General features: G+C 67.1%; 25 protein-coding genes and 2 tRNA genes. 16 read left to right on the top strand and 11 right to left on the bottom strand.

Features of this window, described 5'->3' with window-relative positions:
• Window positions 1–9: 9 nt before the first annotated feature.
• The 5 genes from plsX (at window position 10) to ACO2Q1_RS10390 (ending at window position 2,999) form a co-directional block, all read left to right on the top strand.
• The gene (gene plsX, locus ACO2Q1_RS10370; protein WP_423329435.1) at window positions 10–1,092 is read left to right on the top strand and encodes a phosphate acyltransferase PlsX; all 1,083 of its coding nucleotides are present in this window, start codon (window positions 10–12) and stop codon (window positions 1,090–1,092) included.
• A complete protein-coding gene (locus tag ACO2Q1_RS10375; protein ID WP_423329436.1) occupies window positions 1,089–2,066 on the top strand; it encodes a beta-ketoacyl-ACP synthase III in 978 nt (325 codons plus the stop codon). Before plsX ends, ACO2Q1_RS10375 begins: the two co-directional genes overlap by 4 nt.
• 74 nt (window positions 2,067–2,140) lie before the next feature.
• Window positions 2,141–2,449 (top strand): integration host factor subunit alpha, encoded by a 309-nt coding sequence (locus tag ACO2Q1_RS10380; protein ID WP_423329437.1) that lies wholly within the window; start codon window positions 2,141–2,143, stop codon window positions 2,447–2,449.
• A 4-nt stretch (window positions 2,450–2,453) separates the two neighbouring features.
• Window positions 2,454–2,852, top strand: coding sequence for a MerR family transcriptional regulator (locus ACO2Q1_RS10385; protein WP_423329438.1), 399 nt, complete (start codon window positions 2,454–2,456; stop codon window positions 2,850–2,852).
• A 70-nt stretch (window positions 2,853–2,922) separates the two neighbouring features.
• Window positions 2,923–2,999: transfer RNA gene (locus ACO2Q1_RS10390), tRNA-Pro, on the top strand.
• 55 nt (window positions 3,000–3,054) lie between these two features.
• Here the strand turns inward: ACO2Q1_RS10390 and ACO2Q1_RS10395 are convergent.
• Both ACO2Q1_RS10395 and ACO2Q1_RS10400 read right to left on the bottom strand, forming a co-directional pair.
• Entirely contained in the window at window positions 3,055–3,273 is a 219-nt protein-coding gene (locus ACO2Q1_RS10395) for a DUF2842 domain-containing protein (protein WP_423329439.1), read from the bottom strand.
• Window positions 3,273–3,596, bottom strand: a complete 324-nt coding sequence (locus ACO2Q1_RS10400) for a transglycosylase (RefSeq protein WP_423329440.1) — start codon at window positions 3,594–3,596, stop codon at window positions 3,273–3,275. The genes ACO2Q1_RS10395 and ACO2Q1_RS10400 overlap by 1 nt, the downstream gene beginning before the upstream one ends.
• A gap of 66 nt (window positions 3,597–3,662) precedes the next feature.
• On the opposite strand from ACO2Q1_RS10400, the gene ACO2Q1_RS10405 reads away from it, so the two are divergent.
• Window positions 3,663–4,730 carry a COX15/CtaA family protein gene (locus ACO2Q1_RS10405; protein ID WP_423329441.1) on the top strand — a complete coding sequence of 356 codons (1,068 nt, stop codon included), beginning with the start codon at window positions 3,663–3,665 and terminating at the stop codon, window positions 4,728–4,730.
• Here the strand turns inward: ACO2Q1_RS10405 and ACO2Q1_RS10410 are convergent.
• Complete coding sequence (locus ACO2Q1_RS10410) at window positions 4,699–6,096, bottom strand: alkaline phosphatase PhoX (protein ID WP_423329442.1); 1,398 nt, start codon at window positions 6,094–6,096, stop codon at window positions 4,699–4,701. The two genes, ACO2Q1_RS10405 and ACO2Q1_RS10410, sit on opposite strands and share 32 nt — an antisense overlap.
• 272 nt (window positions 6,097–6,368) lie before the next feature.
• On the opposite strand from ACO2Q1_RS10410, the gene rplM reads away from it, so the two are divergent.
• From rplM to argC, 3 genes are all read left to right on the top strand, one after another.
• Window positions 6,369–6,842 carry a 50S ribosomal protein L13 gene (gene rplM / locus ACO2Q1_RS10415; protein ID WP_423329480.1) on the top strand — a complete coding sequence of 158 codons (474 nt, stop codon included), beginning with the start codon at window positions 6,369–6,371 and terminating at the stop codon, window positions 6,840–6,842.
• Window positions 6,843–6,844: 2 nt separating this feature from the next.
• The gene (rpsI, locus tag ACO2Q1_RS10420; protein ID WP_423329443.1) at window positions 6,845–7,333 is read left to right on the top strand and encodes a 30S ribosomal protein S9; all 489 of its coding nucleotides are present in this window, start codon (window positions 6,845–6,847) and stop codon (window positions 7,331–7,333) included.
• A gap of 204 nt (window positions 7,334–7,537) precedes the next feature.
• A complete protein-coding gene (gene argC / locus ACO2Q1_RS10425) occupies window positions 7,538–8,506 on the top strand; it encodes an N-acetyl-gamma-glutamyl-phosphate reductase (protein ID WP_423329444.1) in 969 nt (322 codons plus the stop codon).
• A 58-nt stretch (window positions 8,507–8,564) separates the two neighbouring features.
• Here the strand turns inward: argC and ACO2Q1_RS10430 are convergent, their stop codons facing one another.
• The 3 genes from ACO2Q1_RS10430 to ACO2Q1_RS10440 form a co-directional block, all read right to left on the bottom strand.
• Window positions 8,565–8,966: an RcnB family protein gene (locus tag ACO2Q1_RS10430; RefSeq protein WP_423329445.1), complete on the bottom strand. Its 402-nt coding sequence runs from the start codon at window positions 8,964–8,966 to the stop codon at window positions 8,565–8,567.
• A 161-nt stretch (window positions 8,967–9,127) separates the two neighbouring features.
• Window positions 9,128–10,162, bottom strand: a complete 1,035-nt coding sequence (locus tag ACO2Q1_RS10435; RefSeq protein WP_423329446.1) for an RcnB family protein — start codon at window positions 10,160–10,162, stop codon at window positions 9,128–9,130.
• Window positions 10,163–10,324: 162 nt separating this feature from the next.
• Window positions 10,325–10,846 carry an RcnB family protein gene (locus ACO2Q1_RS10440; RefSeq protein WP_423329447.1) on the bottom strand — a complete coding sequence of 174 codons (522 nt, stop codon included), beginning with the start codon at window positions 10,844–10,846 and terminating at the stop codon, window positions 10,325–10,327.
• A 160-nt stretch (window positions 10,847–11,006) separates the two neighbouring features.
• Here ACO2Q1_RS10440 and ACO2Q1_RS10445 point away from each other — a divergent pair, with 160 nt between their 5' ends.
• Entirely contained in the window at window positions 11,007–11,738 is a 732-nt protein-coding gene (locus ACO2Q1_RS10445) for a glutathione S-transferase family protein (RefSeq protein WP_423329448.1), read from the top strand.
• A gap of 192 nt (window positions 11,739–11,930) precedes the next feature.
• Window positions 11,931–12,233 (top strand): sel1 repeat family protein, encoded by a 303-nt coding sequence (locus tag ACO2Q1_RS10450; protein ID WP_423329449.1) that lies wholly within the window; start codon window positions 11,931–11,933, stop codon window positions 12,231–12,233.
• A gap of 139 nt (window positions 12,234–12,372) precedes the next feature.
• Here ACO2Q1_RS10450 and ACO2Q1_RS10455 read toward each other — a convergent pair whose 3' ends face one another.
• Complete coding sequence (locus tag ACO2Q1_RS10455; protein WP_423329450.1) at window positions 12,373–13,125, bottom strand: polysaccharide biosynthesis/export family protein; 753 nt, start codon at window positions 13,123–13,125, stop codon at window positions 12,373–12,375.
• A 125-nt stretch (window positions 13,126–13,250) separates the two neighbouring features.
• Here ACO2Q1_RS10455 and ACO2Q1_RS10460 point away from each other — a divergent pair, with 125 nt between their 5' ends.
• Complete coding sequence (locus tag ACO2Q1_RS10460) at window positions 13,251–14,702, top strand: GumC family protein (RefSeq protein WP_423329451.1); 1,452 nt, start codon at window positions 13,251–13,253, stop codon at window positions 14,700–14,702.
• Between the two features lie 103 nt (window positions 14,703–14,805).
• Window positions 14,806–15,486, top strand: a complete 681-nt coding sequence (locus tag ACO2Q1_RS10465) for a hfsB (RefSeq protein ID WP_423329452.1) — start codon at window positions 14,806–14,808, stop codon at window positions 15,484–15,486.
• Here the strand turns inward: ACO2Q1_RS10465 and ACO2Q1_RS10470 are convergent.
• From ACO2Q1_RS10470 to ACO2Q1_RS10485, 4 genes are read right to left on the bottom strand one after another with little or no spacing between them, the layout of a single operon-like run.
• Window positions 15,467–16,438: a glycosyltransferase gene (locus ACO2Q1_RS10470; RefSeq protein ID WP_423329453.1), complete on the bottom strand. Its 972-nt coding sequence runs from the start codon at window positions 16,436–16,438 to the stop codon at window positions 15,467–15,469. The two genes, ACO2Q1_RS10465 and ACO2Q1_RS10470, sit on opposite strands and share 20 nt — an antisense overlap.
• Entirely contained in the window at window positions 16,438–17,370 is a 933-nt protein-coding gene (locus ACO2Q1_RS10475; protein ID WP_423329454.1) for a glycosyltransferase family 2 protein, read from the bottom strand. The genes ACO2Q1_RS10470 and ACO2Q1_RS10475 overlap by 1 nt, the downstream gene beginning before the upstream one ends.
• Complete coding sequence (locus tag ACO2Q1_RS10480) at window positions 17,367–18,818, bottom strand: polysaccharide biosynthesis C-terminal domain-containing protein (protein ID WP_423329455.1); 1,452 nt, start codon at window positions 18,816–18,818, stop codon at window positions 17,367–17,369. Before ACO2Q1_RS10480 ends, ACO2Q1_RS10475 begins: the two co-directional genes overlap by 4 nt.
• 13 nt (window positions 18,819–18,831) lie before the next feature.
• Window positions 18,832–20,337 carry an exopolysaccharide biosynthesis polyprenyl glycosylphosphotransferase gene (locus ACO2Q1_RS10485; RefSeq protein ID WP_423329456.1) on the bottom strand — a complete coding sequence of 502 codons (1,506 nt, stop codon included), beginning with the start codon at window positions 20,335–20,337 and terminating at the stop codon, window positions 18,832–18,834.
• Between the two features lie 133 nt (window positions 20,338–20,470).
• Here ACO2Q1_RS10485 and ACO2Q1_RS10490 point away from each other — a divergent pair.
• From ACO2Q1_RS10490 to ACO2Q1_RS10500, 3 genes are all read left to right on the top strand, one after another.
• Window positions 20,471–20,562, top strand: a tRNA-Ser gene (locus tag ACO2Q1_RS10490).
• A 190-nt stretch (window positions 20,563–20,752) separates the two neighbouring features.
• The gene (locus ACO2Q1_RS10495; RefSeq protein ID WP_423329457.1) at window positions 20,753–21,436 is read left to right on the top strand and encodes a helix-turn-helix transcriptional regulator; all 684 of its coding nucleotides are present in this window, start codon (window positions 20,753–20,755) and stop codon (window positions 21,434–21,436) included.
• Between the two features lie 5 nt (window positions 21,437–21,441).
• Window positions 21,442–22,524, top strand: a complete 1,083-nt coding sequence (locus ACO2Q1_RS10500; protein ID WP_423329458.1) for a Shedu immune nuclease family protein — start codon at window positions 21,442–21,444, stop codon at window positions 22,522–22,524.
• Window positions 22,525–22,688: the final 164 nt, after the last annotated feature.

Consider the following 22,688-nt stretch of genomic DNA (forward strand, 5'->3'; position numbering starts at 1 on the left):
TGGAGCTGAATGCCTTTGTCCCATCCCATTCTGATCTCGCTGGACGCCATGGGCGGCGACCATGGGCCGCCGGTCGTGGTGGGCGGCGTCAGGGAATACGTTCGTCGCAACGGTGGAGAAGGTGTTCGCTTCCTGCTGCATGGGGATGAGGCGGCGATCCGGGCGGAGGTCGAGCGACTTCATCTGAGTGAGGGGCTCATCGAGGTTCGCCACACCGACAAGGTGGTGGCGATGGACGAGAAGCCGGCCCAGGCGATGCGGCGCGGCAAGGGCTCCAGCCTGTGGAACGCCATCGAGGCGGTGAAGACGGGCGAGGCGGGCGCCGTGGTTTCGGGCGGCAACACCGGCGCCCTGATGGCGATCTCGAAGTTGGTGCTGCGGATGTCAGCGGCTGCGCTGGAGCGCCCGGCCATCGTCGCGCCCTGGCCGACCCTGAAGGGCGTCACGGCCGTGCTGGACGTCGGCGCCAATGTCGAGAGCGACGCCCGGCAATTGATCCAGTTCGCCATCATGGGCGAGGCCTATCACCAGGCGGTCAACGGGGTGGAGAAGCCGCTGATCGGCGTGCTGAACGTCGGGTCCGAGGACATGAAGGGGCATGAGGAGGTGCGCGAGGCGCACGCCATCCTGCGCGACAACACCTTGGGCCTGACCTATCACGGCTTCGTCGAGGGCGACGACATCGCCAAGGGGACGGTGGACGTGATCGTCACCGACGGCTTCACCGGCAATATCGCGCTGAAGACCGCAGAAGGCACGGCGCGGTTCGTTTCCACCCTGCTGCGCGACGCCCTGACGTCCAGCCTGCAATCGAAACTGGGCGCCCTGATCGCCATGCCCGCCCTGCGCGCGATGCGCAGCCGGATCGATCCGAACGGCGTCAACGGCGGGCCTTTGCTCGGTCTTAACGGCATCGTGGTGAAGAGCCATGGCGGCGCGGACGCGCGCGGTTTCGCCTCGGCCATCCGCGTCGCGGTCGATCTGGCGCGCAGCGACTATCTGGAGAAGGTCGGCGCCAATCTGCGCCGGCTGGATGAGGTCATTCCCGCGACCGAGGTCGCGGCGGCCGAAGACGGAGACAAGGTGCAGTGAGCGTGGTCCGCAGCGCGATCACGGGCGTGGGATCCTACCTGCCCGAAAAGATCGTCACCAATGACGACCTGGCGAAGTTCGTCGACACGTCCGACGAATGGATCGTCGAGCGCACGGGCATCCGCCAGCGCCATCAGGCCGCCGACGATCAGCCGACCAGCGACCTGGCGGTCGAAGCCGCGCTGAAGGCCCTCGCCGACGCCGGGCGATCCGCGTCCGACGTCGACATGATCATCGTGGCCACCACCACGCCGGACAGCACCTTTCCGGCCACGGCCGCCATCGTCCAGGCCAAGATCGGGGCGCCGGTCGGCATCGTCTTCGACGTTCAGGCGGTGTGTTCGGGCTTTGTCTATGCGTTGAGCGTGGCCGACGGTTTCGTCGCGCGCGGCCTGTCGAAATGCGCCCTGGTGATCGGGGCCGAGGAAATGACGCGGCTGATGGACTGGCAGGACCGGACCACCTGCGTCCTGTTCGGCGACGGGGCCGGGGCCGTGGTGGTCGAGCCGCGCGAAGGGCAGGGGACCAAGGCCGACCAGGGGCTGCTGGGGTTCGCCTTGCGCGCGGACGGCAGCAAGAAGGATCTGCTCTACGTCGACGGCGGGCCGGCGACGACGGGGACGGTCGGTCACCTGCGGATGCTGGGCAATCAGGTGTTTCGCCACGCCGTGGTCAACATCGCCGAGGCGATCACCCTGGCCTGCGAGGCGGCCGGGCTGGAGATCGCCGAGGTCGACTGGTTCGTGCCGCACCAGGCCAACCAGCGGATCATCAAGGGCGTCGGCGATCGGCTCGGGCTGGACGAGGACAAGGTGGTGCTGACCGTGGCGCAGCACGCCAATACGTCGGCGGCCTCGATCCCTCTGGCGCTGGACGCGGCGATCCGCGACGGGCGCATCAAGCGCGGCGAGGTGGTGCTTCTGGAGGCGATGGGCGGCGGTCTGACGTGGGGCGCCTGCGCGTTCCGACTGTAAAGGACGTTTAAAGCTTCCGTTTCTGACGATTTTCGCCTTTTATATGCGCGCTTTGGACGTTGGAGGGCACGGCCTTGGGCGAACCACACACCCTGACGCGCGCCGACCTCTGCGAGGCGGTGCATGAGGAGGTGGGGCTGTCCCGCCAGGAGTGTTCGGCCCTGGTCGAGCGGACCCTCGATCTGATCGTCGAATCGCTGGAGCGCGGGGAGACGGTCAAACTGTCGGGCTTCGGCGTGTTTCAGGTCCGCGAGAAGCGGGCGCGGATGGGGCGCAACCCGAAGACCGGCGAGCCGGCGGCCATCAATCCGCGGCGGGTCATCAGTTTCCGGGCGTCCCAGATCATGAAGGCCCGGGTCCACGACGCGGCCGTCGGCGACTGAGCCCGTGGCGCGCGCCGTCGCCAGGAGCGCCGCCGTCAAGGGGCCCAACGCCTTTCGCACCATTTCCGAGGCGGCCGAGGCCGTCGGCGCGCCCCAGCATGTGCTGCGCTTCTGGGAGACGAAATTCGCCTTCGTGACGCCGGTCAAGCGGGCGGGCGGGCGTCGCTTCTATCGTCCGCAGGATGTGGAGTTGCTGAAGGCGATTCGGCGTCTGCTGCATGAGGACGGCCTGACGATCAGGGGCGTCCAGCGCCTGCATCGCGAGCAGGGGCTGCGCGGTCTTCTGGGAAACGATGCGCCGATGGAGACGTCGGAGGCCGCGCCGCCGGGTAGCGGCCTGACCCGGATTCTGGCCGAACTGGAGCGCGCGAGGTCCCGGTTGGACGCCGCCCTGGCCGGATAGGCGGACGTCGCCGAGATTTCCGCTTTTTCGATTTGCGGCGACCGAAGCGCGCCGCTATACGGGCGCCTCTCGGAGCGTGGCGCAGCCTGGTAGCGCACTTGACTGGGGGTCAAGGGGTCGCAGGTTCGAATCCTGTCGCTCCGACCATTCCTCACCATGGAATGATCGATTTGAGGGCCGCCTTTGGGCGGCCCTCTGCGTTTCAGCCTTTCTTGCCGCCGCGCTCGGCCCAGCTGAACAGCGGCAGCAGCGGAAGGCCCCAGACGGTTCCGGCGAAGCCATAGAAGGCCAGTTGCGCCAGCCAGTGGTCGGGAACCCGTTCGCCCACCGCGATGACGGCCCAGACGTAGAAGGCGAGGAAGGCGAGGGTCAGAACGGCGGCGACGGCGCGGCGACCGCTGGGGCGGGTGACCGGCTGCATCACCGCTTGTTCCGGAACAGGAAGTAGCCGATCAGGCTCAGCACCGAGGCGGCGAAGGCCCAGGCGACCCAGACCCAGTCGTCCATCGTCGCCACGGCGAACACCCGCGTGGCCAGGAACCAGCCGCAGGCCGCGCCGGTCCCGGACACCAGCAGGGTGGCGATATAGCCGCGCCGGCCGGTCAGCAGATCGGCGATCCAGGCGATCGCCAGGGCACCCGCCACGGCCACGGCGATATCGGCGTACTGCACCATCTTCCTCCAACGTCGTTCGATTTCGCCCGCGACGAAATCGGCTTTGATCTTGCCCAGATCGCCGGGCATACCCGACCCCTCGGGGGCGTTCTTGTCGAACGCCGGCAGTCTAGCCGCAAGCACCGCAGGCGTCGAATGAACCGTTTCCTCCCGCGCGACCACAGTCGATCGGTCGCTGTCTGGCTTTTTCTCTGCGCCGTTCTGGTGTTCGCGATGGTGGTGGTCGGCGGCGTGACCCGCCTGACGGGATCAGGGCTGTCGATCACCGAGTGGAAGCCGATCCTGGGCGCCGTGCCGCCCCTGAACGACGCCGACTGGGCCACGGCCTTCGAGAAGTACAAGGCCATTCCGCAGTACACCGAGGTGAACGCCGGCATGAGCCTGGAGGCGTTCAAGGGCATATTCTGGTGGGAATGGGCGCATCGATTCCTGGGCAGGATCCTGGGGCTGGTCTTCGCCCTGCCGTTCGCCGTCTTCCTGCTGCTGCGCCGCATCCCGCGCCGTCTGATCTGGCGCTGCGCCATCCTGCTGGGTCTGGGGGCTCTCCAGGGCCTGATCGGGTGGTGGATGGTGTCCAGCGGGCTGTCGGAACGGGTGGACGTGGCGCCGGAGCGGCTGGCGGTTCACCTCGGCCTGGCCCTACTGATCTTTGCGGGACTGATCTGGGTTGGGCTGGAGGCCTGGGCCGGGGAGGAGCGGTCACGATCGCCCGAGGGGTGGAGCCGGGGCGCCGCCCTGATGTGGGGCGCTGTCTTCCTTCAGTGCCTGCTGGGCGCCCTGGTGGCGGGAAGCAAGGCGGGCATGGTCTATACCGACTGGCCGCTGATGAACGGCGCGATCTTCCCGCCGGCCGACTGGGGCAAGGGGGCGCTGGCCTTCCTGCATGACCAGGCGCTGGTGCAGTTCAACCATCGCGTCTTCGCCTACGGCCTGCTGATCGCGGGAACGATCTACGCCATTCAGGCCTGGCGCTGGCGGCTGGCCGAGGGGCTCGGCGCATCGGCCGTGGTCCTGGCGGCGTCGCTGTGGCTGCAGGCCGTACTGGGGGTGGTCACCCTGATGCACGCCGTGCCGATCTGGCTGGGCGGACTGCATCAGGCCGGGGCGGCCGTGGTGCTGCTGGCCGCGACGGTCAATCTGTGGATGGTGCGGCGGTCTCAGCCGCGGCTGTTCATGTCCGGACCGAGGTCCATGGGCCTCTGATCGCCAGGGTCATGCCCGGGTACATGATGTTGACGAACAGCACCTGGCCGTCCGGCGAGAAACAGGCGCCCGCGAACTCCGAGTTGCCGGTGAAGACGTTGCGCGCGATCGTGTAGATCCTGCCCTCCGGGGTGACGCCTTTCAGGTGATTGCGGATCTCGCTCGAATAGTTGTCCTCGCACAGGATCAGGTGACCCCAGGGCGCGATCGTGATGTTGTCGGCCATGTTGACGGTCTTCTCGTTCGTGCTTTCGACGAACAGCTGAAGCCGGTCAGGAGCGCCGTTCAGGCCCGGAACCAGACGCAGCACCTGACCGCGTCGGATGGGACCGCCCGAGGTGGCGGTGAAATACATCTCGTCATCGCCCCACCAGATGCCCTCGCCGCGTGCGATCAGCGCCGCGCCGGAGGCGTGACCGCGTTTGCGCAGATCGTCATTGGGCGACTCGACGTCGTCCAGGTCGATCCATTCGACCTCGCGCCAGTCGCCGACATTCCAGGAGCGGACGTCCTGATTGCGGGTATCGGCGGAGGGCGCACCCTTCCAGGCCAGGGCTTGCAGCTTGCCGCCGTCCGCCAGCCTGCCGGGCGTGGTCGGAGTGAAGCGGTAGAACAGGCTGTCGTTGGTGTCTTCGGTCAGATAGGCCATGCCCGTGCGCGGATCGATGCAGACCGCCTCGTGGTCAAAGCGGCCCATGGCCTTCAGGGGGACGGGATCGACCAGGTCGGTCGCCGTCGACGGCACCTCGAACACCCAGCCGTGGGCCTTGGTCACGTCGGCGTCGGCCGGGGTCTCGACGGTTTCCTCGCAGGTCAGCCAACTGCCCCAGGGGGTGGGGCCGCCGCAGCAGTTGGTCGAGGTGCCGGCCAGGGTCAGTCGGCGGCTCACCACCTCGCGCGTGGCCAGATCATAGACGATGGTGCTGCATCCGCCGGGCAGGGGGCGGCCGTCCTTGTAGGTGTCGAAGGCCTTCGAGGCGTCGAGCAGGCCGATGCGCTCCTGATGCAGGCCGCCGGGTCCGAGGTTGCGGTGCAGGCCGCTGGAGCCCTTGAGTTCGTGGTTCACGACCAGGGCGACCTGAGTTCCCTGCAGGGCGAAGCAGGCCATGCCGTCCGGCTGGCCGGGGGCGTAGAGGCCGTCGTCCATGGTGTCGCCGCTCTGTGCCACCACCTGATAGGTGAAGCCTTCGGGCAGATCGAGCAGGCGGTTCGGGTCGCGGGTCAGCGGGCCATAGCCCTCGACCTCGTTGACATAGGTCTCGGCGGCCGGAGCCGAGGGGCTCTGCGCCAAGGTATGGCGCGCCATGCCGGCGAAGGCGAGGGCGGCGGCGCTTCCGGTCAGAAGACCGCGACGGTGGGCGAGCATGGGAGATTCCGCAGAGGCTGTTATTCTGTAGCGCCTAGGCGGGAAAGGTCACGGTTCAGTGACGTATAGGCATCTGCGAGGGTCGCGAAGGCGCGGTATTTTAATACCGCATACAAAATCACTATTATTTACAATGATATGTGGCGATGTTGGCGTGTTGCGACGTATTGACCCCGTCGTCTGTCTCCTCTATCAGCGCGCCTTCCGTTCGTTCCGGCCAGTGGTCGGGGCGGGCATGCCCGTTTCGCCTCCTGTTCAGGACACACCTCATGCTGAAGAGCACCACGGCTTCGCTGAAGCCGGCCGAGGTCGAGAAGAAGTGGATTCACATCGACGCCGAAGGCGTCGTGGTGGGCCGTCTCGCGACCTTCATCGCCAACCGCCTGCGCGGCAAGCACCTGCCGACCTACACCCCGCACGTTGACTGCGGCGACTATGTCATCGTCACCAACGTCGACAAGGTCGTGTTCACCGGCAAGAAGAACACCGACAAGGTCTACTATCGCCACACCGGCCACCCGGGCGGCATCAAGGAAACCACGCCGGCCAAGGTGCTGGGCGGCAAGTTCCCCGAGCGCGTGCTCGAGAAGGCCGTCGAGCGCATGCTGCCGAAGGAAAGCCCGCTGGCCCGCAAGCAGATGACGCACCTGCGTCTGTTCGCCGGCGCCACCCACACCCATGAAGCCCAGTCGCCCGAGACGATCGACTTCGCGTCGGCCTCGGCCAAGAACACCCGGAGCGTCTGAGCATGACCGACGTGACCAACACCGAAGCCACCGGCTTCGACGCCCTGAAGGGCCTCGGCACGACCGCCGAAGCCGCCCCGGAATACGTCCAGAAGCTGGACAGCCTGGGTCGCGCCTATTCGACCGGAAAGCGCAAGAACGCCGTCGCCCGCGTGTGGGTGAAGCGCGGCACCGGCAAGATCACCGTCAACGGCAAGGACGTCGCGGCCTATTTCGCCCGTCCGGTGCTGCAGATGATGGTCGCCCAGCCGCTGACCGTCTCGGACCGCGCCACCCAGTATGACGTCGTCTGCACCGTCGAAGGCTCGGGCCTGTCGGGCCAGGCCGGCGCCATCCGCCACGGCCTGTCGCACGCCCTGACGCACTATGAGCCGGAACTGCGCAAGGTTCTGAAGCCGCACGGCTTCCTGACCCGCGACAGCCGCGTCGTCGAGCGCAAGAAGTACGGCCGCGCCAAGGCTCGCCGTTCCTTCCAGTTCTCGAAGCGTTAAGCCGTTTCGCGACAGCGATTACGAAACGGGGCGCTTCGGGAAACCGGAGCGCCCTTTTTCTTTGATGCGGCGAAGCCGCAATCGCTTGGTTCATCACAGCGAACACAGCGATAGACACAACGAGCACAACGACCGTGGTGTTCTCTGTGATCATCGTCGTGGTCGCCGTGATCCCATCCTTGAGGCCCATCTGGAGCCACTCGAATGCATACCATCTTCATCGACGGCGAGGCCGGAACCACGGGTCTGGAGATCCGCGAGCGGCTGAAGGGGCGGGGCGAACTGTCATTCATCTCGCTGGGCGAGGCCGAGCGCAAGGACGCGGCCAGGCGCAAGGAGGCGCTGAACGCCTGCGACCTGGCGATCCTGTGCCTGCCGGACGCGGCGGCGAAGGAGGCGGTGGCGCTAATCGACAATCCGGCGGTGAAGGTGATCGACGCCTCGACGGCATATCGGACGGCCGGCGGCTGGACCTATGGCTTTCCCGAACTGCGGCCGGGGCAGCGGGACGCGGTGGCCGAGTCGAAACGGGTGTCGAACCCCGGCTGCTATCCGACCGGCTTCCTGGGCCTGGTCGCGCCGCTGGTGCGGGCGGGGATCGTGCCCGGCTATCAGGCCCTGACCGTCAACGCCGTGTCGGGCTACTCGGGCGGCGGCAAGGCGATGATCGCCGAGTTCGAGGGCGGTCCCGGATCAGAGGCCGGGATGTCGAAGGCGCCGCCGTATCGCGCCTACGGCCTCGGTCTGCATCACAAGCACGTGCCGGAAATGACCCTGCATGCGGGGCTGACGCGCGACGTCCTGTTCGCGCCGTCGGTCGGCGCCTATCGCCAGGGAATGATCGTCGAGGTTCCGTTGCAACTGGGCGCCCTGCCGACGCGCACCTCGGTCGAGGTGATCCACGGCGCCCTGGCCGAGGCCTATGAGGGCGAGGTGTTCGTCGAGGTCGTGGACCTGGAGGAGAGCGAGGCCATGAGCGGCCTGACGCCCGAGGGGCTGAACGGCACCAACAAGCTGCGTCTGCATGTGTTCGGTGACCGCGAGGGCGAGCAGGTGCGTCTGGCGGCCCTGCTGGACAATCTGGGCAAGGGCGCTTCGGGGGCGGCGGTGCAGAACCTGAACCTGATGCTGGGCCTGTGGGAAGGGACGGGTCTGGGCGTCGATCCCTTCTGAACGCGGAAACGCCGCCGATCCATGAGGATCGGCGGCGTTCCTGTGAGCCGGCTGAGCCCTAGTTCGACAGCAGCGAGATGATCACGCCCGTGGCCAGAGCCGCCAGAACGATCTCACCCGTATTGGTGCGGTAGTAGCCGTAGCCGCGCGGGGGCGGGGCGTAGCCGTAGCGGTGATAGTCGCGGACGTACCAGTTGGAGCGATAGTTGCGCGGGATCACCGCGCCGCGCTGCCAGCGACGATAGTCCCGACGCTGGTCACGCGCGCCGCGACGCCAGTCGTTGTAGCGTTCGCGATCGGTGTAGCGACGGCCGTCGTAGCGGTTCTGGTCCGCGCGACGTTCCCATCGTTCATAGCGGCCGTCGCGGTCGCGGTCGCCCCAGTGCTGGGCCGAAGCGGCCATCGGAGCGGCCAGGCCCAGTACGGCGCAGGCGGCGCCTACGAGGATCTTGTTCGTCATGTCAGCCTCCTATTTCCGGCGGCGTAGCGCCGCATCCAAACCCGACATGGCATGGAGGATGGTCCTGCGGGGCTGAACCCAGGCTGAACAGGCGGTTCAGACATCGCGCAGGAAAAGACCCCGGAAATCGCTTTCCGGGGTCTCGTTTCATTTAACGGATTTCACCAGCGCCAGAAGTCGCGGATGACGTCGATGATATAGCCGTCGTACTGGTCGATCAGATAGATCGAGTTGTCGACATAGACCCAGCGGGTGCCTTCGGGCGGATAGCCGAGACCGTAGGTGCGCCAGTCGTTGAGCTGACAGCGCCAGAAGATCGACGGCAGATACTCGCCGACATGCCAGCGCTGACCCCAGTAGTTGCGCGGAACGCTGTAGTAGCCGTAGCCGGGGGCGAAATAAAAGCCGATCCGGACGCCGCTCCACCCCCGGAAGCGCCGGTCGTTTCGCCACCAGTCGGACCGGTGATTGCGGTTCCATTCACGGCGCCAGCGGTCGCTGTCGAAACGGTTGCGGTATTCCTGGCGACGACGGTCGCGATCCCAGTTGTTTCCGGGACGCCCGCCATTGTTGTTCCAGTTCCCGCCCGGCCGGCCGTTGTCCGGACGCTGATAACCCGGCCGACCGTTGTCCGGGCGGCCGGTTCCCGGACGATCGGGACGCTGGCCGTTGTTCCAGTCGGGACGGTTCGGACGGTCCCCATCGGGTCGCTGGCCTCCGGGCCGATCGGGACGGCCGGAATCCGGGCGCTGGCCGCCGTTGTTCCAGTCCGGTCGGTTCGGGCGGCCGCTGTCCGGTCGCTGGCCGCCGGGACGATCGGGGCGCGCCCCGGAGTCCGGACGCTGACCGCCGCCGCTCCAGCCGCCGCTGGGACGGTCCGGCCGATTGCCGCCATCCGGACGCTGGCCGCCGGACGGGCGGTCGGGCCGGTCGCCGCGCGACGGACGATCGCCGCGCGAGTCCTGTCTGGACGGTTGCGGGCGGGCCTCCGGCTGACGTTGCGGCGTGGGCCGCGGCGCCTGCTGCGCCTGAGTGGAGGTTCCACCACCCGGCCGGCCACGATCGCGCTGCGGCGCCTGGGCCCGGTCGTCGTCGCCGCGGTCGCCGCGTTCCTGCGCCAGGGCCGCGACCGGTGAGGCGACCAGGGGCAGGGTGAAGGCGGCGATGGCGGCGTAGGCCATCAACTTGGTCTTCATGTCGTTTCTTCCCCGCACGCCCAAAGCGGGCGGCTTGAGTGAAGGATCGACGTTTCGCCATGAACCGTATCTGAACGAGATCGACCCGCAGATTAACTTTCGGACATGAAAAAGCCCCGCAAACCATAGGCTTGCGGGGCCGATCCAGATACGCGAGGCGGATCAGTACATGTTGGCGAAGACGCTGGCGATCAGGCCGGTGGTCACCGCGATCATCACGATGTCGCTGCCGGCGTGGACGTAGCGATAGCCGTAGGGGGCCGGGCGCAGGCCGTACACATAGGGATCACGGACGTAGTAACCGCGATAGGCGCTGGGCAGATAGCCGCCGCGAGCCCAGCGCTGGCCGTAGTAGCGCGGTTCGACGCGGTAGTAGCCGTAGCCCGGCGCGTACCAGTAGTTCTGACGGGCGCCGCGGTAGTCCCGGAAGTCGGAGCGGCCCTGGTACCAGTTGCGATTGTTGCGGTCGTAGCGATGATCGCGGCGGTCATCCCGGCGGTCCTGACGCCACTCGCGACGGTCGTTGCGATTGTCCTGACGCCATTCGCGGCGATCGTTGCGGTTATCCTGACGCCATTCGCGACGGTCCTGACGGTCGCCGCGGTTCTGGGCCTGAGCGGCCAGGGGGGCGGCGGTGGTGGTCAGGGCCAGGGCGACGAGCGCGGCCTTGGTGAAGCGGTTCATCCTCTTTGCTCCCGATGGGTCGGTCGTTTGCGCGCCCGCCCGTTGTCGATGGTTAAAGGATCAGGTCGGCCGCATGAACTCGTCCTGAACGGCGTCGTCAGGATTGCGCAGGCCGGATTTCTCGCCATCTTCCGTGGCGAAGCTTGCCGAGGAAGCCCGCATGTCAGCCCCCATCGAACTCTGGTACTGGCCCACCCCGAACGGCTGGAAGGTGTCCATCGCCCTGGAGGAGATGGGCCTGCCCTATGTGCTGAAGCCGGTAAACATCGGCACGGGCGAACAGTTCTCGCCGGCGTTTCAGGCCATCAGCCCCAATGGCCGCATGCCGGCGATCGTGGACCCGGAGGGCCCCGACGGTCAGCCGCTGCCGATCTTCGAATCCGGCGCCATTCTTCAGTATCTCGGCGTGAAGTCGGGTCAGTTCTATCCGCAGGATCCTCGAGGCAAGGCCGAGGTCGATCAGTGGCTGTTCTGGCAGGTCGGCGGTCTGGGGCCGATGGCGGGACAGACGCACCATTTCCGACAGTACGCCCCGGCGCTGACGGCGGACCAGAGGCATCTGGCCTATGGCGTGCGGCGCTACACCAATGAGACCCATCGTCTGTACGGCGTAATGGACCACCGGCTGTCGGACCGCGACTATCTGGCGGGTGACTATTCGATCGCCGACATGGCGGCCTGGCCGTGGATGCTTCCGGAGTTGCAGGGGCAGGATCTTTCAGAGTTTCCCAACCTGGCGGCCTGGATGGCGCGGGTCGGCGCGCGCCCGGCGGTCAAGGCCGGACGCGCCGTGGGTGACGACCTGCGTCGCAACCTCGCCGCGTCCGGGGCCGAGGCCGCGAAAGCCAGGGCGGTGCTGTTCGGACAAAGGGCGCACCAGCCTGATCGTTAACCGATCGACTAGATGTGTAAACGCGAAGTTTCGTCTTTGTTTCTGCTGAGTGAACAGCAGTATTGGCGTTCACCGATCGTTGGCAAAAAACATCTTTCAGGCGTTTTCCTGTTAACTTTAACTTCAACGCGCGGGCGTTTCATCGCGTCATCAGGGACGCACCCAGAAGGGGCGCGTTTGGAGGATGAAGCCATGACCGCGCAAGAAACCGCGCATGTTTCCGAAGAGGCCGCGTCGCTGCCGCTGCCCACCCCCGAAATGGACGGCGACGCGCTGTTCCAGCTGGGGATGATGTATTCTTCCGGCTCGGGCGGTTGTCCGATGGACCGGGTTTCCGCCCATATGATCTTCAATCTGGCGGCGATGAAGGGCTCGGTCGAAGCCCGCGTATATCGCCGGGAGATGTCTATGGAGATGGAGCGCGACGAAATCGCCGAGGCTCAACGGGCGGCGCGTCGCTACATCGACGCCGGTGTCGTCAGTCTCGCGGCTTGATGTTTCGGGGCGCTGACGCGCCGCGCTATGTTCGCGACGCGGTCGCTCACGACTTGAGCGCGGGAGTCCCAGACATCTTTGCGCTCAAGTGGCGAGGCTCCGCGAGCCGAGCATAGCGCGGCGCGTCAGCGCCCCAGCCTCACGGAAACTGCTGATACTGGCCGTTGATCGTGTAGTTGAAGCCGATCGGCAGGGCCGCCTTCACCTGGGTGAAGAAGGCCGCCAGCTCTCCGAGGTTCGACCGGGGGACGAACAGGATGTCGCCGCGACGCAGCGGCACCGCGTCGCCCCGACGCTGACGCAGGTCGATCACCCGCATCATCCGGACATTGCCAGGCCCGCGCCGGATCAGGGCCGTAGTCTGAAGTTTGCCTGAGGGCAGAACGCCGCCCGCCTGGATGACCGCTTGCAGGGCCTCCATGTCGCCGGTCATCTCATAGACGCCCGGCGTACGGACCTCTCCATCGACCCAGACGCGAAGAGGGCCGGCGGTCTTGACGCTGACCTCCACGACCGGGCGGACCAGCACGTGGGAATAGGCGCCGGCCAGGGTCTGCTGCAGTTCATAGACCGAGCGGTCGGCAGCCATGACCTGGCCGACGAGGGGCATGGCGATCCGCCCGTCGGGACCCACGCGGACGGTGCGTGTGTTTTCCGGAGCCGTCGGGGTCGCCACCTCGATCTCGTCGCCCGGATAGAGCAAGTACTCCGGCTCGGCGTCGGTCCAGTCGGCGAAGGGCACATCGGGAAATCCGCCGCCGTAGGCCTGTCCGCCGCCGCCTGCGCGCGTGTCGTATCCGCCGATGCCGAGGTCCGGCATGGCCACGCGTCCGCCACACGCGGACAGGGCGACGCCGGTCAGAGCCAGCAGCAGGGAGCGGCGGTCGGTCATTCGAAGCGGTCCGTGGAAATCGGGGCCTTCAGCTTATGATCGGGGACCATCTGCGGTTATGGGTAACGAGCCGTTAACGCCGCTCCGCCAAGCATCCTCGTCGTTAACCTTCGACGGATTCGTTCATGCGGACGACGGCCTATATTCCTGCGCGGCCCAAATACGGTCTGGCGGACATCGTCGGCCTGCTGTTCCGCGAACTTTGGATCATGATTCTGGTCTTCATCCTTGTGGTCGCCGTCGGCGCCGCCGCCGTGATGACGCTGAAGAAGACCTATGTCGCCAGCGCCAGCATCTATGCGGGCGTGGGCCAGGAGTACGCCTATGAGCCCCGGGTCGGGCCCATGACCGACCGTTCGACCCAGCCGCCCAGCCTGACCGAGGTGGCCCAGAACGAAGCCGCCATCATCGGCAGCCGCGAGGTCAAGCTGCGTGCGGTGCGGAGCCTGGGTTTGGAAGCGTTCCAGAGGCCCGGCAAGCCGGCGACCGGAACGATCGAGAAGCAGGAAGGCGACGCCATCAAGTTCATCAACGACGGGCTGGAGATCGGCACGGCGCCGCTGAGCCCGGTCATCGCCCTGAGCTTCGAGAGCGACAACGCCCAGAAGTCGGCGGACGTCCTGAACGCCCTGATCGGGTCCTATCGCGAATATCGGCGGGAGGTGTTCCAGGACACCTCGGGTGAGGCGATCGAGGCGCAGCGCCGGACATTCGAAGAGGAACTGGGCGAAGTCGACGCCAGCTATGAGCAGTTCCTGCAGTCAAACGAGATCGGCGACTTCGCGGCCGCAAAGGCGGCGACGGCGGCGGTCTATCAGTCGATCCTGACCGATCGCATGATGACCCAGGCGCAGCTGGACCAGACGGCCGCGCGTCTGCGCACCCTGGAGCAGCAGCAGGCGTCCACCCCGGCCGAGGTGACCTTGCAGCAGGATCTGAATGTTTCGGCGCAGGACCAGATTCGCACCCTGCGCGCCGAGCGGGCGCAGTTGCTGTCGCGCTATCTGCCGGACGCCCAGCCGGTGCGGGACATCGAGGCCCGCATCGCCGAACAGGAAGCCCTGGTGGCGGCCGGCGGCACCGTCGGGGCCAAGGAGGTCCGGATCGGCCCCAACACGGTCTGGACCGAGGTGGAGAACAACCGCATCAACGCGGCCGCCGATCGCGACGCCCTGGCCGACCGGCTGGCGACCCTGAACAGTCAACTGGCCACGCTTCGGGCGCGACAGGCCGACCTGACCCGGCTGGAGTCGGAAAACGCCGTCCTGATGGGCAACCGCGACATCCTGACCGCGACGATCCGTGAGTTCCAACAACGCGGCGCCCAGAACCGCGCCGACAACGAGCTGGTTCGCGGGGGCGCAGACAATATCCGGGTCCTGTCCGAACCGGCGGCGCCGACGCGCGGATCCAGCCTGAAGCTGCCGCTGCTGGCGCTGGTGATCCTGTTCGCGGGCTTCACCGCCCTGTGCGTCGGCCTGCTGAGGGTCGTGACCCGGCGGGGTTATGTGACCCCGGCTTCGGTCGGGCGCACCCTGGATCTGCCCGTACTGGCGGTGACGCCGGTCAAGGCGTGAAGGCCCGATTCGGGCGGATGGGCCGTTCGACCGAGGCCGTCCGTGATAGGGTGATGCCGTTGTTTGGCGCGTAACCGATTCGATGGTCGATCTGACATCCGAAATGGCGAGCTTGCTGGCCGCCCTCGGGCCGGCTCCGGCCTATCGGGGGCGGGTGATCCAGTTCGCCTCGGCCACGGCGGGCGAGGGCGTTTCAACAATGGCGCGGGAGTTCGCGCGCCTGGCGGCCGTTCGGGCGCGTCGGCCGGTCTGGCTGGTGGACGCCGATCTGGCGCAACAGGGCCAGCAGGAGGCTGTCGCCGCCCAGGCCGATCGCTTCGGCCGTCTCGGGGACGCGGCGGTCGCCAGTCCCGACGGACGCGTCTTCTATGCCGTGTCGCCGCAGCTGGTCGATCGCAACGGCGACCCCGCGCCGCCGGGACGCCTGCTGACTGCGCGGCCATGTCTGGGCAGCCGGCTGTGGGTCACACGCTTTCGCGTGGAGAGTCTGAGGTCGGGCCAGCGGGCGGACGTCCTGCCCGATCCTCACTATTGGGACGCCATGCGCAAGCATTCGGACACGGTCGTGATCGACTCTCCGGCCGCCGATCGCAGCGACACGGCGATTGTCCTGGCGCCTTTCGTGGATGCGACCATCATCGTGGTGGCGGCCGAAACGACGGCGGCGAACGAGCCGGTGATCCTGAGGGACGAAATCGAAGCGGTGGGCGGTCGTATCGCCGGGGTCGTGGTCAACCGGTCGCGCTACAAGACGCCGGGCTTTCTCAAGCGGCTGACGGGCTGATCCGTTCGAGCCGGGCCAGTTCCTTCGCGCCATAGAAGCGCGGCTCAAGCCCCTGAATCCAGAACACCTTGCCCAGGCCGCGCGCCGCGCGATCCAGGGTTTCGGCGCGGCGGGGATTGGCGACCAACGTCAGCGCAAGGGACGCGAGGCCCCAGGCGATCGTCTGAGCGGCGCCGACCAGCATCCAGTAGGCGACGCGGGCCGGCTTTCGCTCGCGCCAGGCGATCTGGGGCGGGCTCTGGCCATAGGCGAAGGCGCGCGACAGGGCATAGCGCAAGGTGGCGCGATGCGAAGGCGCGAACTCCTCCACCCAGGCGTCGGCCGCCCAGCCGAACCGTCCGCCGCGCTGCTCAAGGGCCGAGAACAGGGCGTCGTCCTCGCCGCCGCTCTGATCCGAAGCCGCATCGAACGGCGCCGGGCCGGGGAGGGCTGTGGCGCGCACCATCAGGGAGTTGCCGCATCCGTAGGCGTGGTCGATCAGGCCGGTCGCCTCCGGTCCCAGGCGACCGAAAAACCGCTCCAGATAGGGGGTCTTCCAGCCCAGGCCGGACGGCACGCGGCCCTGGATGGGGCCGAAGACGACGTCGGCGCCGGTCTCGGCCTGGGCCGCCAGCAGCGCCGACAACCAGGTCGACAAGGCGGCCTCGTCGTCGTCGAGGAAGGCGATCAGGGGCGCCCGGGTCGCGGCCAGGGCGGCGTTGCGGGCTGTGGCGACGCCGGGACGCGGCTCGTGCCGGTAGATGAGCGGGACAGGGCTCGTGTCTGCGAGCTCCGCCACCGTGTCGCGGGCCGTGGCGCGGGGGTCGTTGTCGACGACGACGATCTCGCGCAGCCGCCCGGCGACGTCCTGTTGGCCGAAGATGGAGTGGAGGGCCCGGGCCAGCGCCTCGGGACGGCGCATCGTGGGGATGATGACCGCGACGTCGAGTGTGGGCGACTGAGCGGTCGCCATCACACCACCTCGGCATAGAGGGCGGCGCGGTACAGCCGGAGGGAGAAGGCGCGCAGGCGGACCGGCAGGGGCTCGGCGAGGGCCGCGCGCTTCAGCATCGGCCGCCAGATTCCGAGGCCGGGCACGCGCTTGAGCAGGCGAGCGACGCGGTGGCTGGGATAGGCGGCGACGATGTCGGGATGCAGGGTCGAAACGCGGGCGAAATTGGGCGCGGATTGCTCGTATTTGCGCGCCAGATCGGCGGCGGTGTCCAGTCCCATGTGGGTGGCGGGGTTGCCGACATGGGCGACCGGGTGGCGACGTGACACGCGCATGGCCCACTCGACGTCCTCCCATCCCCAGCCGCTGAAGGCAGGATCGAAGGCCTCGCTGTCGAAGACGTCGCGGCGCACCAGAAGATTGGAGGTGTAGACGTACTTCTCCGGCGCCTTGGCGCGCTCGAGATGGTCGAGGCATTCGCCGGAGGCGGCCATGGCGCGGTGCAGGGCGAAGCGCGGCGCCGTCGAGGCCTGTTTCAGTGAAAAGCCGCCGAAGGCCACGGCCGGGCGGGTCTCCTGCGCCTCGGCCAGCCAGCGGGACAGGAAGTCGGGGCGGTCCGGCCGCATGTCGCTGTCGAGAAAGAGCAGGAACGATCCGCGCGCGGCGGTGGCCAGCCGGTTGCGGCCGATCGCGCGGCCTTCATTGCGCGTCAGGGTGATGAGGCGGATCGGCAGGGCCATGGCGGAGACGCGATCGACCAGACGGCGAGTCAGGGCCTCGTCCCCGGTTCCGTCATCCAGAACCACCAGTTCGACCGCTCCCTTCAGGACGGTCGCTTCGCCGTCGAGCATCGCCAGCAGGTCGGACGGATCGTCGCGCAGGAAGGGGATGAGGACCGACAGGGCGGGAGCGGCGCCCGGCCAGCCCGGACTTTCGACCGTTCGCGCGGTCATGTGGCCGTCTCCGGGCGAAGCCGCTGGCGATAGATGCGCAGCACCAGATCACGGACCCCTGCGGCGTTCAGGGTCAGGGCCGCAGTTGCATATACAATTCCGCCGATCGTGGCCTTGAGCATCAGCTCCGCGAAGCCGCCGATGTCCGGCAGGGCGGACACGGCGAGAGCCATCAGGCCGGTGGCCACGCCGCAGCGGATCAACGTCTCCCAGGGCACGGGCAGGGGCATGACCCGCGCGCCGAGGATCCTGGCCGTGGTCATGCTGATGGCGAAGCTGGCGGCCGTGGCCCAGGCGGCGCCCATGACGCCGAAGCGCGGGATCAGCAGGACGTTCAGGACGATGTTCAGCACCGCCGGCACGGTCATGGTGACCAGAAGCAGCTTCGTGCGGTGTGAGAGGGTGAAGGCCTGGCCGAAGTAGTAGGCCGTCAGGCCGTAGAACAGGGCCGACAGGGCGATCCAGGGGGTGATGGCGGCCGCAGCATCCCGGAGGTCGGGGCCGATCATGAACTCGCTGAGCGGGCGTGCGACCAGGGCAACGCCCGCCGCCGCCGGAAGGCCGATGAGCAGGAAGGTCGAGGCCTGTTCGCGCGCCGCCTCCTTCAGCCGCGCCAGTCCGCCACGCTCCAGCGCCATGACCAGGGCGGGCTGGCCCGCCGCGCCGAGCCAGACGAACATCACGTCCAGGGTGCGGTTGGCGATGGAATAGCCGGCGTGATAGGCGCCGACGGCCGCTTCATCGAGGAAGGCCGCCAGCAGAAAGCGGTCGGTCGAGGCCAGGACCAGGGCCAGGGCCAGGCCGGCGGCGATCGGATAGCCGTAGGCGGCGTAGGCGCGGATGCGGGCGCGGTCGATGACGCCCTGGCGCGCCTGTTTCACTTCGCCCGGGAGGACGAACGGCAGGACGAACAGGGGCGCCAGCCCGATGCCGATCAGAGGGGCCGCTCCGCCCGCGCCCAGAAGCGCCGCGACGACCCCGACCATCAGGCCGCCGATCGTGGTGATGATGTCCAGGGTCGCCGACCGGCCGACCTCGCCCTCGGCGCGGAACCGCTCCTGGGCCAGTTTGACCAGGCACCGGACGGGGCAGCCGGCCAGGCCGGCGGCGACCGCCAGCTTGAACGGCATGTCCCACGGCGCGAGCAGGACGACGAGGCCGGCCACGGCGATAAAGACGGCCACCAGAATGAAGGCCGCGCGATAGATGGCGGCGAAGTGGTCAGCCAGTTCGGCGGCCGATTTCTGGGCGGCCCAGTAGCGCGCCATGGCGGCTTCCAGCCAGCTGAACACCGCGACGTGGGCGAGGGTCAGGATGGAGAAGGCGAGGGCGTAGCGGCCGAATTCCTCGGGGCTGAGCAGGCGCGTGAACAGGAAGATGGCCAGAAACCCGACCACGCCCTGGACGATGTTGGCGGGCAGATAGCCCCAGACGCCTTTCCAGAACATCGCGCGGCCCCGGTCAGCGCACCGCCATCCGGTCGCCCAGCAGGACGGGGACGGTGACGATCATGATCCAGAGGTCCAGCCAGAACGACTGGCGCTCGATATAGTCCACGTCCAGCTGCACCCGGCGACGGACGTCCTCGGCGGAATCGAGCGGACCGCGAGAGCCGTGGATGGCGGCCCAGCCGGTCATGCCCGGCTTGATGCGGTGGCGATGGGCGTAGTCGGCGACCAGGGCGGCGGATTCGACGGCGCCGGTCTTCATGCCGATGGCGTGCGGGCGGGGGCCGACGAGCGACATTTCGCCCTTCAGCACGTTCAGCAGCTGAGGCAGTTCGTCCAGGCTGGTGGAGCGCAGGACGCGGCCGACGCGGGTGACACGGTCGTCGCCGGCGGTCACCTGACGCGAGGCGGTGGCGTCGGCCGCCTCGGTGCGCATGGAGCGGAACTTCCAGACCAGGAATTCCTCGTGGTTGAAGCCGTGGCGACGCTGGCGGAAGAAGATCGGCCCCGGGCTGTCCAGCCGGACGGCCAGGGCGCAGAGGGCCAGGACGGGCGCGGCCAGCACCAGGGCCAGCGCGCTGATCGCCAGGTCCTGAAGGCGCTTAGCGAAGGCCCGGCGCTCGGCGGACGAGGGGGCGGCGACCGGGGCCAGCGGCGAGCGGGCCAGCTTTTCGAGGGCCTCGTCGCGCTCGCTCTGGTTCTGCGGATCGACGATGAGGCTGACGTCGGTGGGCAGGGTCTGCAACCGGGCCGTCAGCTCCCGCACACGCGCCTGGGCCGAGGGATCGATCGCGACCACGATGCGATCGACATAGGGGATCATGCGATGTTTCAGCAGGTCGTCCGCGCGGCCCAGGACCGGAACGCCGACCAGCGAATCGGGCACGCGGGCCAGGCGGTCGTCGAAGACGCCCAGGACGTTGATGTCGCGCCGCTCAAGCGCGCGTTCGATCAGGCGCTCGGCATGGCGGGTCGCGCCGACGACAACGATGTTGGGCGTCAGGGCGCCGCTGCGTCGCCAGCGCGCGACCCGGGCGAACCAGACCAGATGCAGGATGACCAAGCCGGGCGCGAGGGTGGCGAGCCAGTCCTGGATGCGCGACAGATCGCCGCCGGGCAGGGCGAAGGCGATCAGGGCGCCGCCGAGGGCCGACAGCAGGACGACGGCGGCCAGGCCGGCGAGATGGCGAACCGCGCCGCGATCGCGGGGGAAACGATAGAGGCCGGTCGAGGCGCCCAGCGCCTGCAACAGGACGGCGGCGACGATCACAGGCGCGGCGGCGGACACCACGGCCTGGGCCGGCGAGGCCCCGCCCAGTGCCCACCACAGGCTGACCGGCCAGATCAGCAGCAGATCGACCAGCCGGAACGCATGGGACGCCATCCGCGCCCCGTGCCGTTGACGGACATTCAGCCAGGTCTGGGGCCGGAACGGACCGCGCCGGGCCGCGCCGTCGGCGGTCGCAACGGCGTCGGCGGGAACGGCCTGATCCAGGGTCGGAGCGTCCGCTTGGAGCATGGAGGGCCGGGTCCGCTGCACTGTGCGCATGCCCGATCAGTGCCATGGGCGGTGTGGATTTGACGTTAACGGCCGAACCGGCCGCACAGCCCATTGCACTCGCCGCGCCGGTTCGCTATCGACGGCGCCTGCCGGAGACGTGGCCGAGTGGCTGAAGGCAACGGTTTGCTAAATCGTCGTACCGGGTAACCGGTACCGAGGGTTCGAATCCCTCCGTCTCCGCCAGTTCCCTCTGATTTTATTGGGCTTTGAGGCGCGCAGCGAAAGCTACCCATGCCCCTACCCATGTTCTGCTAGGCGATGGGGCTGCGGCTGGCGATCCGCCACCGCCGTCGCCTGACGCCATGCTGTCGGCGTGCTGTCGTGTCGAGACTTCCGAATTCGCCGTAGCTAGGTGAGCATCGAAGGAGGATACATGACCGCCGAAATGCAAACCCTGTCGCCGCAACTTCTCGGATTCTGGGTGCGATGCATCCGAACTGCCTCAAAGTGGTCGCAGGACGCGCTCGCTGAAGCGTCTGGCCTGACGACACGAACCATTCAAAGGATCGAAGCCGGTCAATCCGCAAGCGTCACCACCCGCCGTAGTCTGGCGCGCGGGCTAGGGTATGAGAACCCCGACGTGTTTGATGATCCCGCCTTCGTGGCCGAGGTTCACAAGCTGCTAGAGACGGTTTCCGATCATAGCGAGAAAGAACGCTACCCGGATCACCTGAAACTGCCCGCCGAACCCGTGCGAACTGGCGACGCCTTGAGCCGCTTGATCGGTGCATCGTCCGCATACGTGTTCAACTGCGACGACGAACTGTCCGATGAAGTGAAGGAGCAAGCCGCCGCCCTGTTCGACCTGTTGCAGGACTACGGGGACATTTGGTCGGACCTGACCCACGGCGACCGCCTGTCCGCGAGCCGCAGCTTCGACGAAAACTTAGGCGAGTTCGAACAGCATGGGGCGCGCCTCTATTCGGCGACGCGGGCGACGAAGATCGTGGGTTCCATGTGGACCGACAAGACACCGCTCCCGATCACGATAGGATATGTGACCGTAGTTCCGAAGAACCGCGAAATCGGGCACATCATGGTCCCGAAGGGGGTGTAGCGATCATGTCCGAAGACGTTGAATATCTAGCGAACTACCTACCGGACAAGCTCTACACGCACCCCGGCAAGGCCGGGACTTACGCGACCATCGCCGGTGAAGGCGAAGAAGTGATCGGCGAGTTCGACGTAACCACCCGATGCAAGATCGTGGTGTCCGCCTTTTGGGTTCAGGACAAGAGCGACTTCGGGACGTTCAAGATAACGAAGCTGACCTATCACAAAACGCATAGTTGGCGTGCGGACGGCCACATACAGGTCAACCACTTCCAACTTGGGCAGATGAAGGAGTTCTTGTCGATCATATCGAACTTGAACTTAGGCGACGCTAAGAAGGCGCGCATCTCGCTCGATAACGTGAACATCGGCGCGCTTGGCGCACTGTTGGGCAGTTCGAAGGGGGCTGAACTGATCCGCGAACTTGCCGAAACCCCGGAGCTTCACCACGACATTTACGCGGTAGCGGCGAAGCGGAAGGCGTTGGCGGAATTCGAACAACGCATGGGCACTGACGCGCCAGAGAAGGATTGGCAAGCTTTCTTCGAAGCGAACCAATGGATATTCGGGCATGGCCTGAATTATGTGTCGCTCGACAAGGTGTCCGACACCTTGACGGCGCGGACTACCGGCAACGAATTCGACCGCAGTGGCAAGACTGCCGACGCGCTTATGCGGACGCGGGCCGAAGTCAGTCAGTTCGTGTTCGTGGAAATCAAGAAGGACACGACGAACCTTCTTCGTAGCGGCGATCCCTATCGGCCCGGATGTTGGGGCGTATCCGCCGAAGTGTCGAACGCCGTCACGCAGGTCCAGAAGACCACCTTCGAATTTGCCCGCAAACGCTTCCGCGTCGCTCTGAAAGATGGCGATGGCAACGATAGCGGAGAGACAGCCTATTCCATCGAACCCCGAAGCTTCTTGATCGTTGGCGACACGAAGGAGCTACAGGGCAATGACGACAAGATTGCGTGTTTCGAACTCTACCGTCGCAATGTCCGTGCGCCTGAAATTCTCACGTTTGACGAACTTCTCTATCGCGCGCGATTCATCGTCCAGAACATAAGCCGCGACGCAGCCGCCGCAGGCTGACGCAATCGACGCCTTCGCTAGCGGTTCGTCTTCATCAACTCGTCGTCACGGCGTTTCGGCCACGCATCGCAGATGATCCGTTGCGCCATCGCGAATGCGCAATCGCGGTGGAAAGCCGGCAAAAAGCCGGTCGCCGCAGCGAAAGGTGGCAGAGGGCTGTCAGC

Origin of the sequence: Brevundimonas sp. VNH65, assembly GCF_049445955.1 — a bacterium.
Lineage (GTDB): Bacteria > Pseudomonadota > Alphaproteobacteria > Caulobacterales > Caulobacteraceae > Brevundimonas.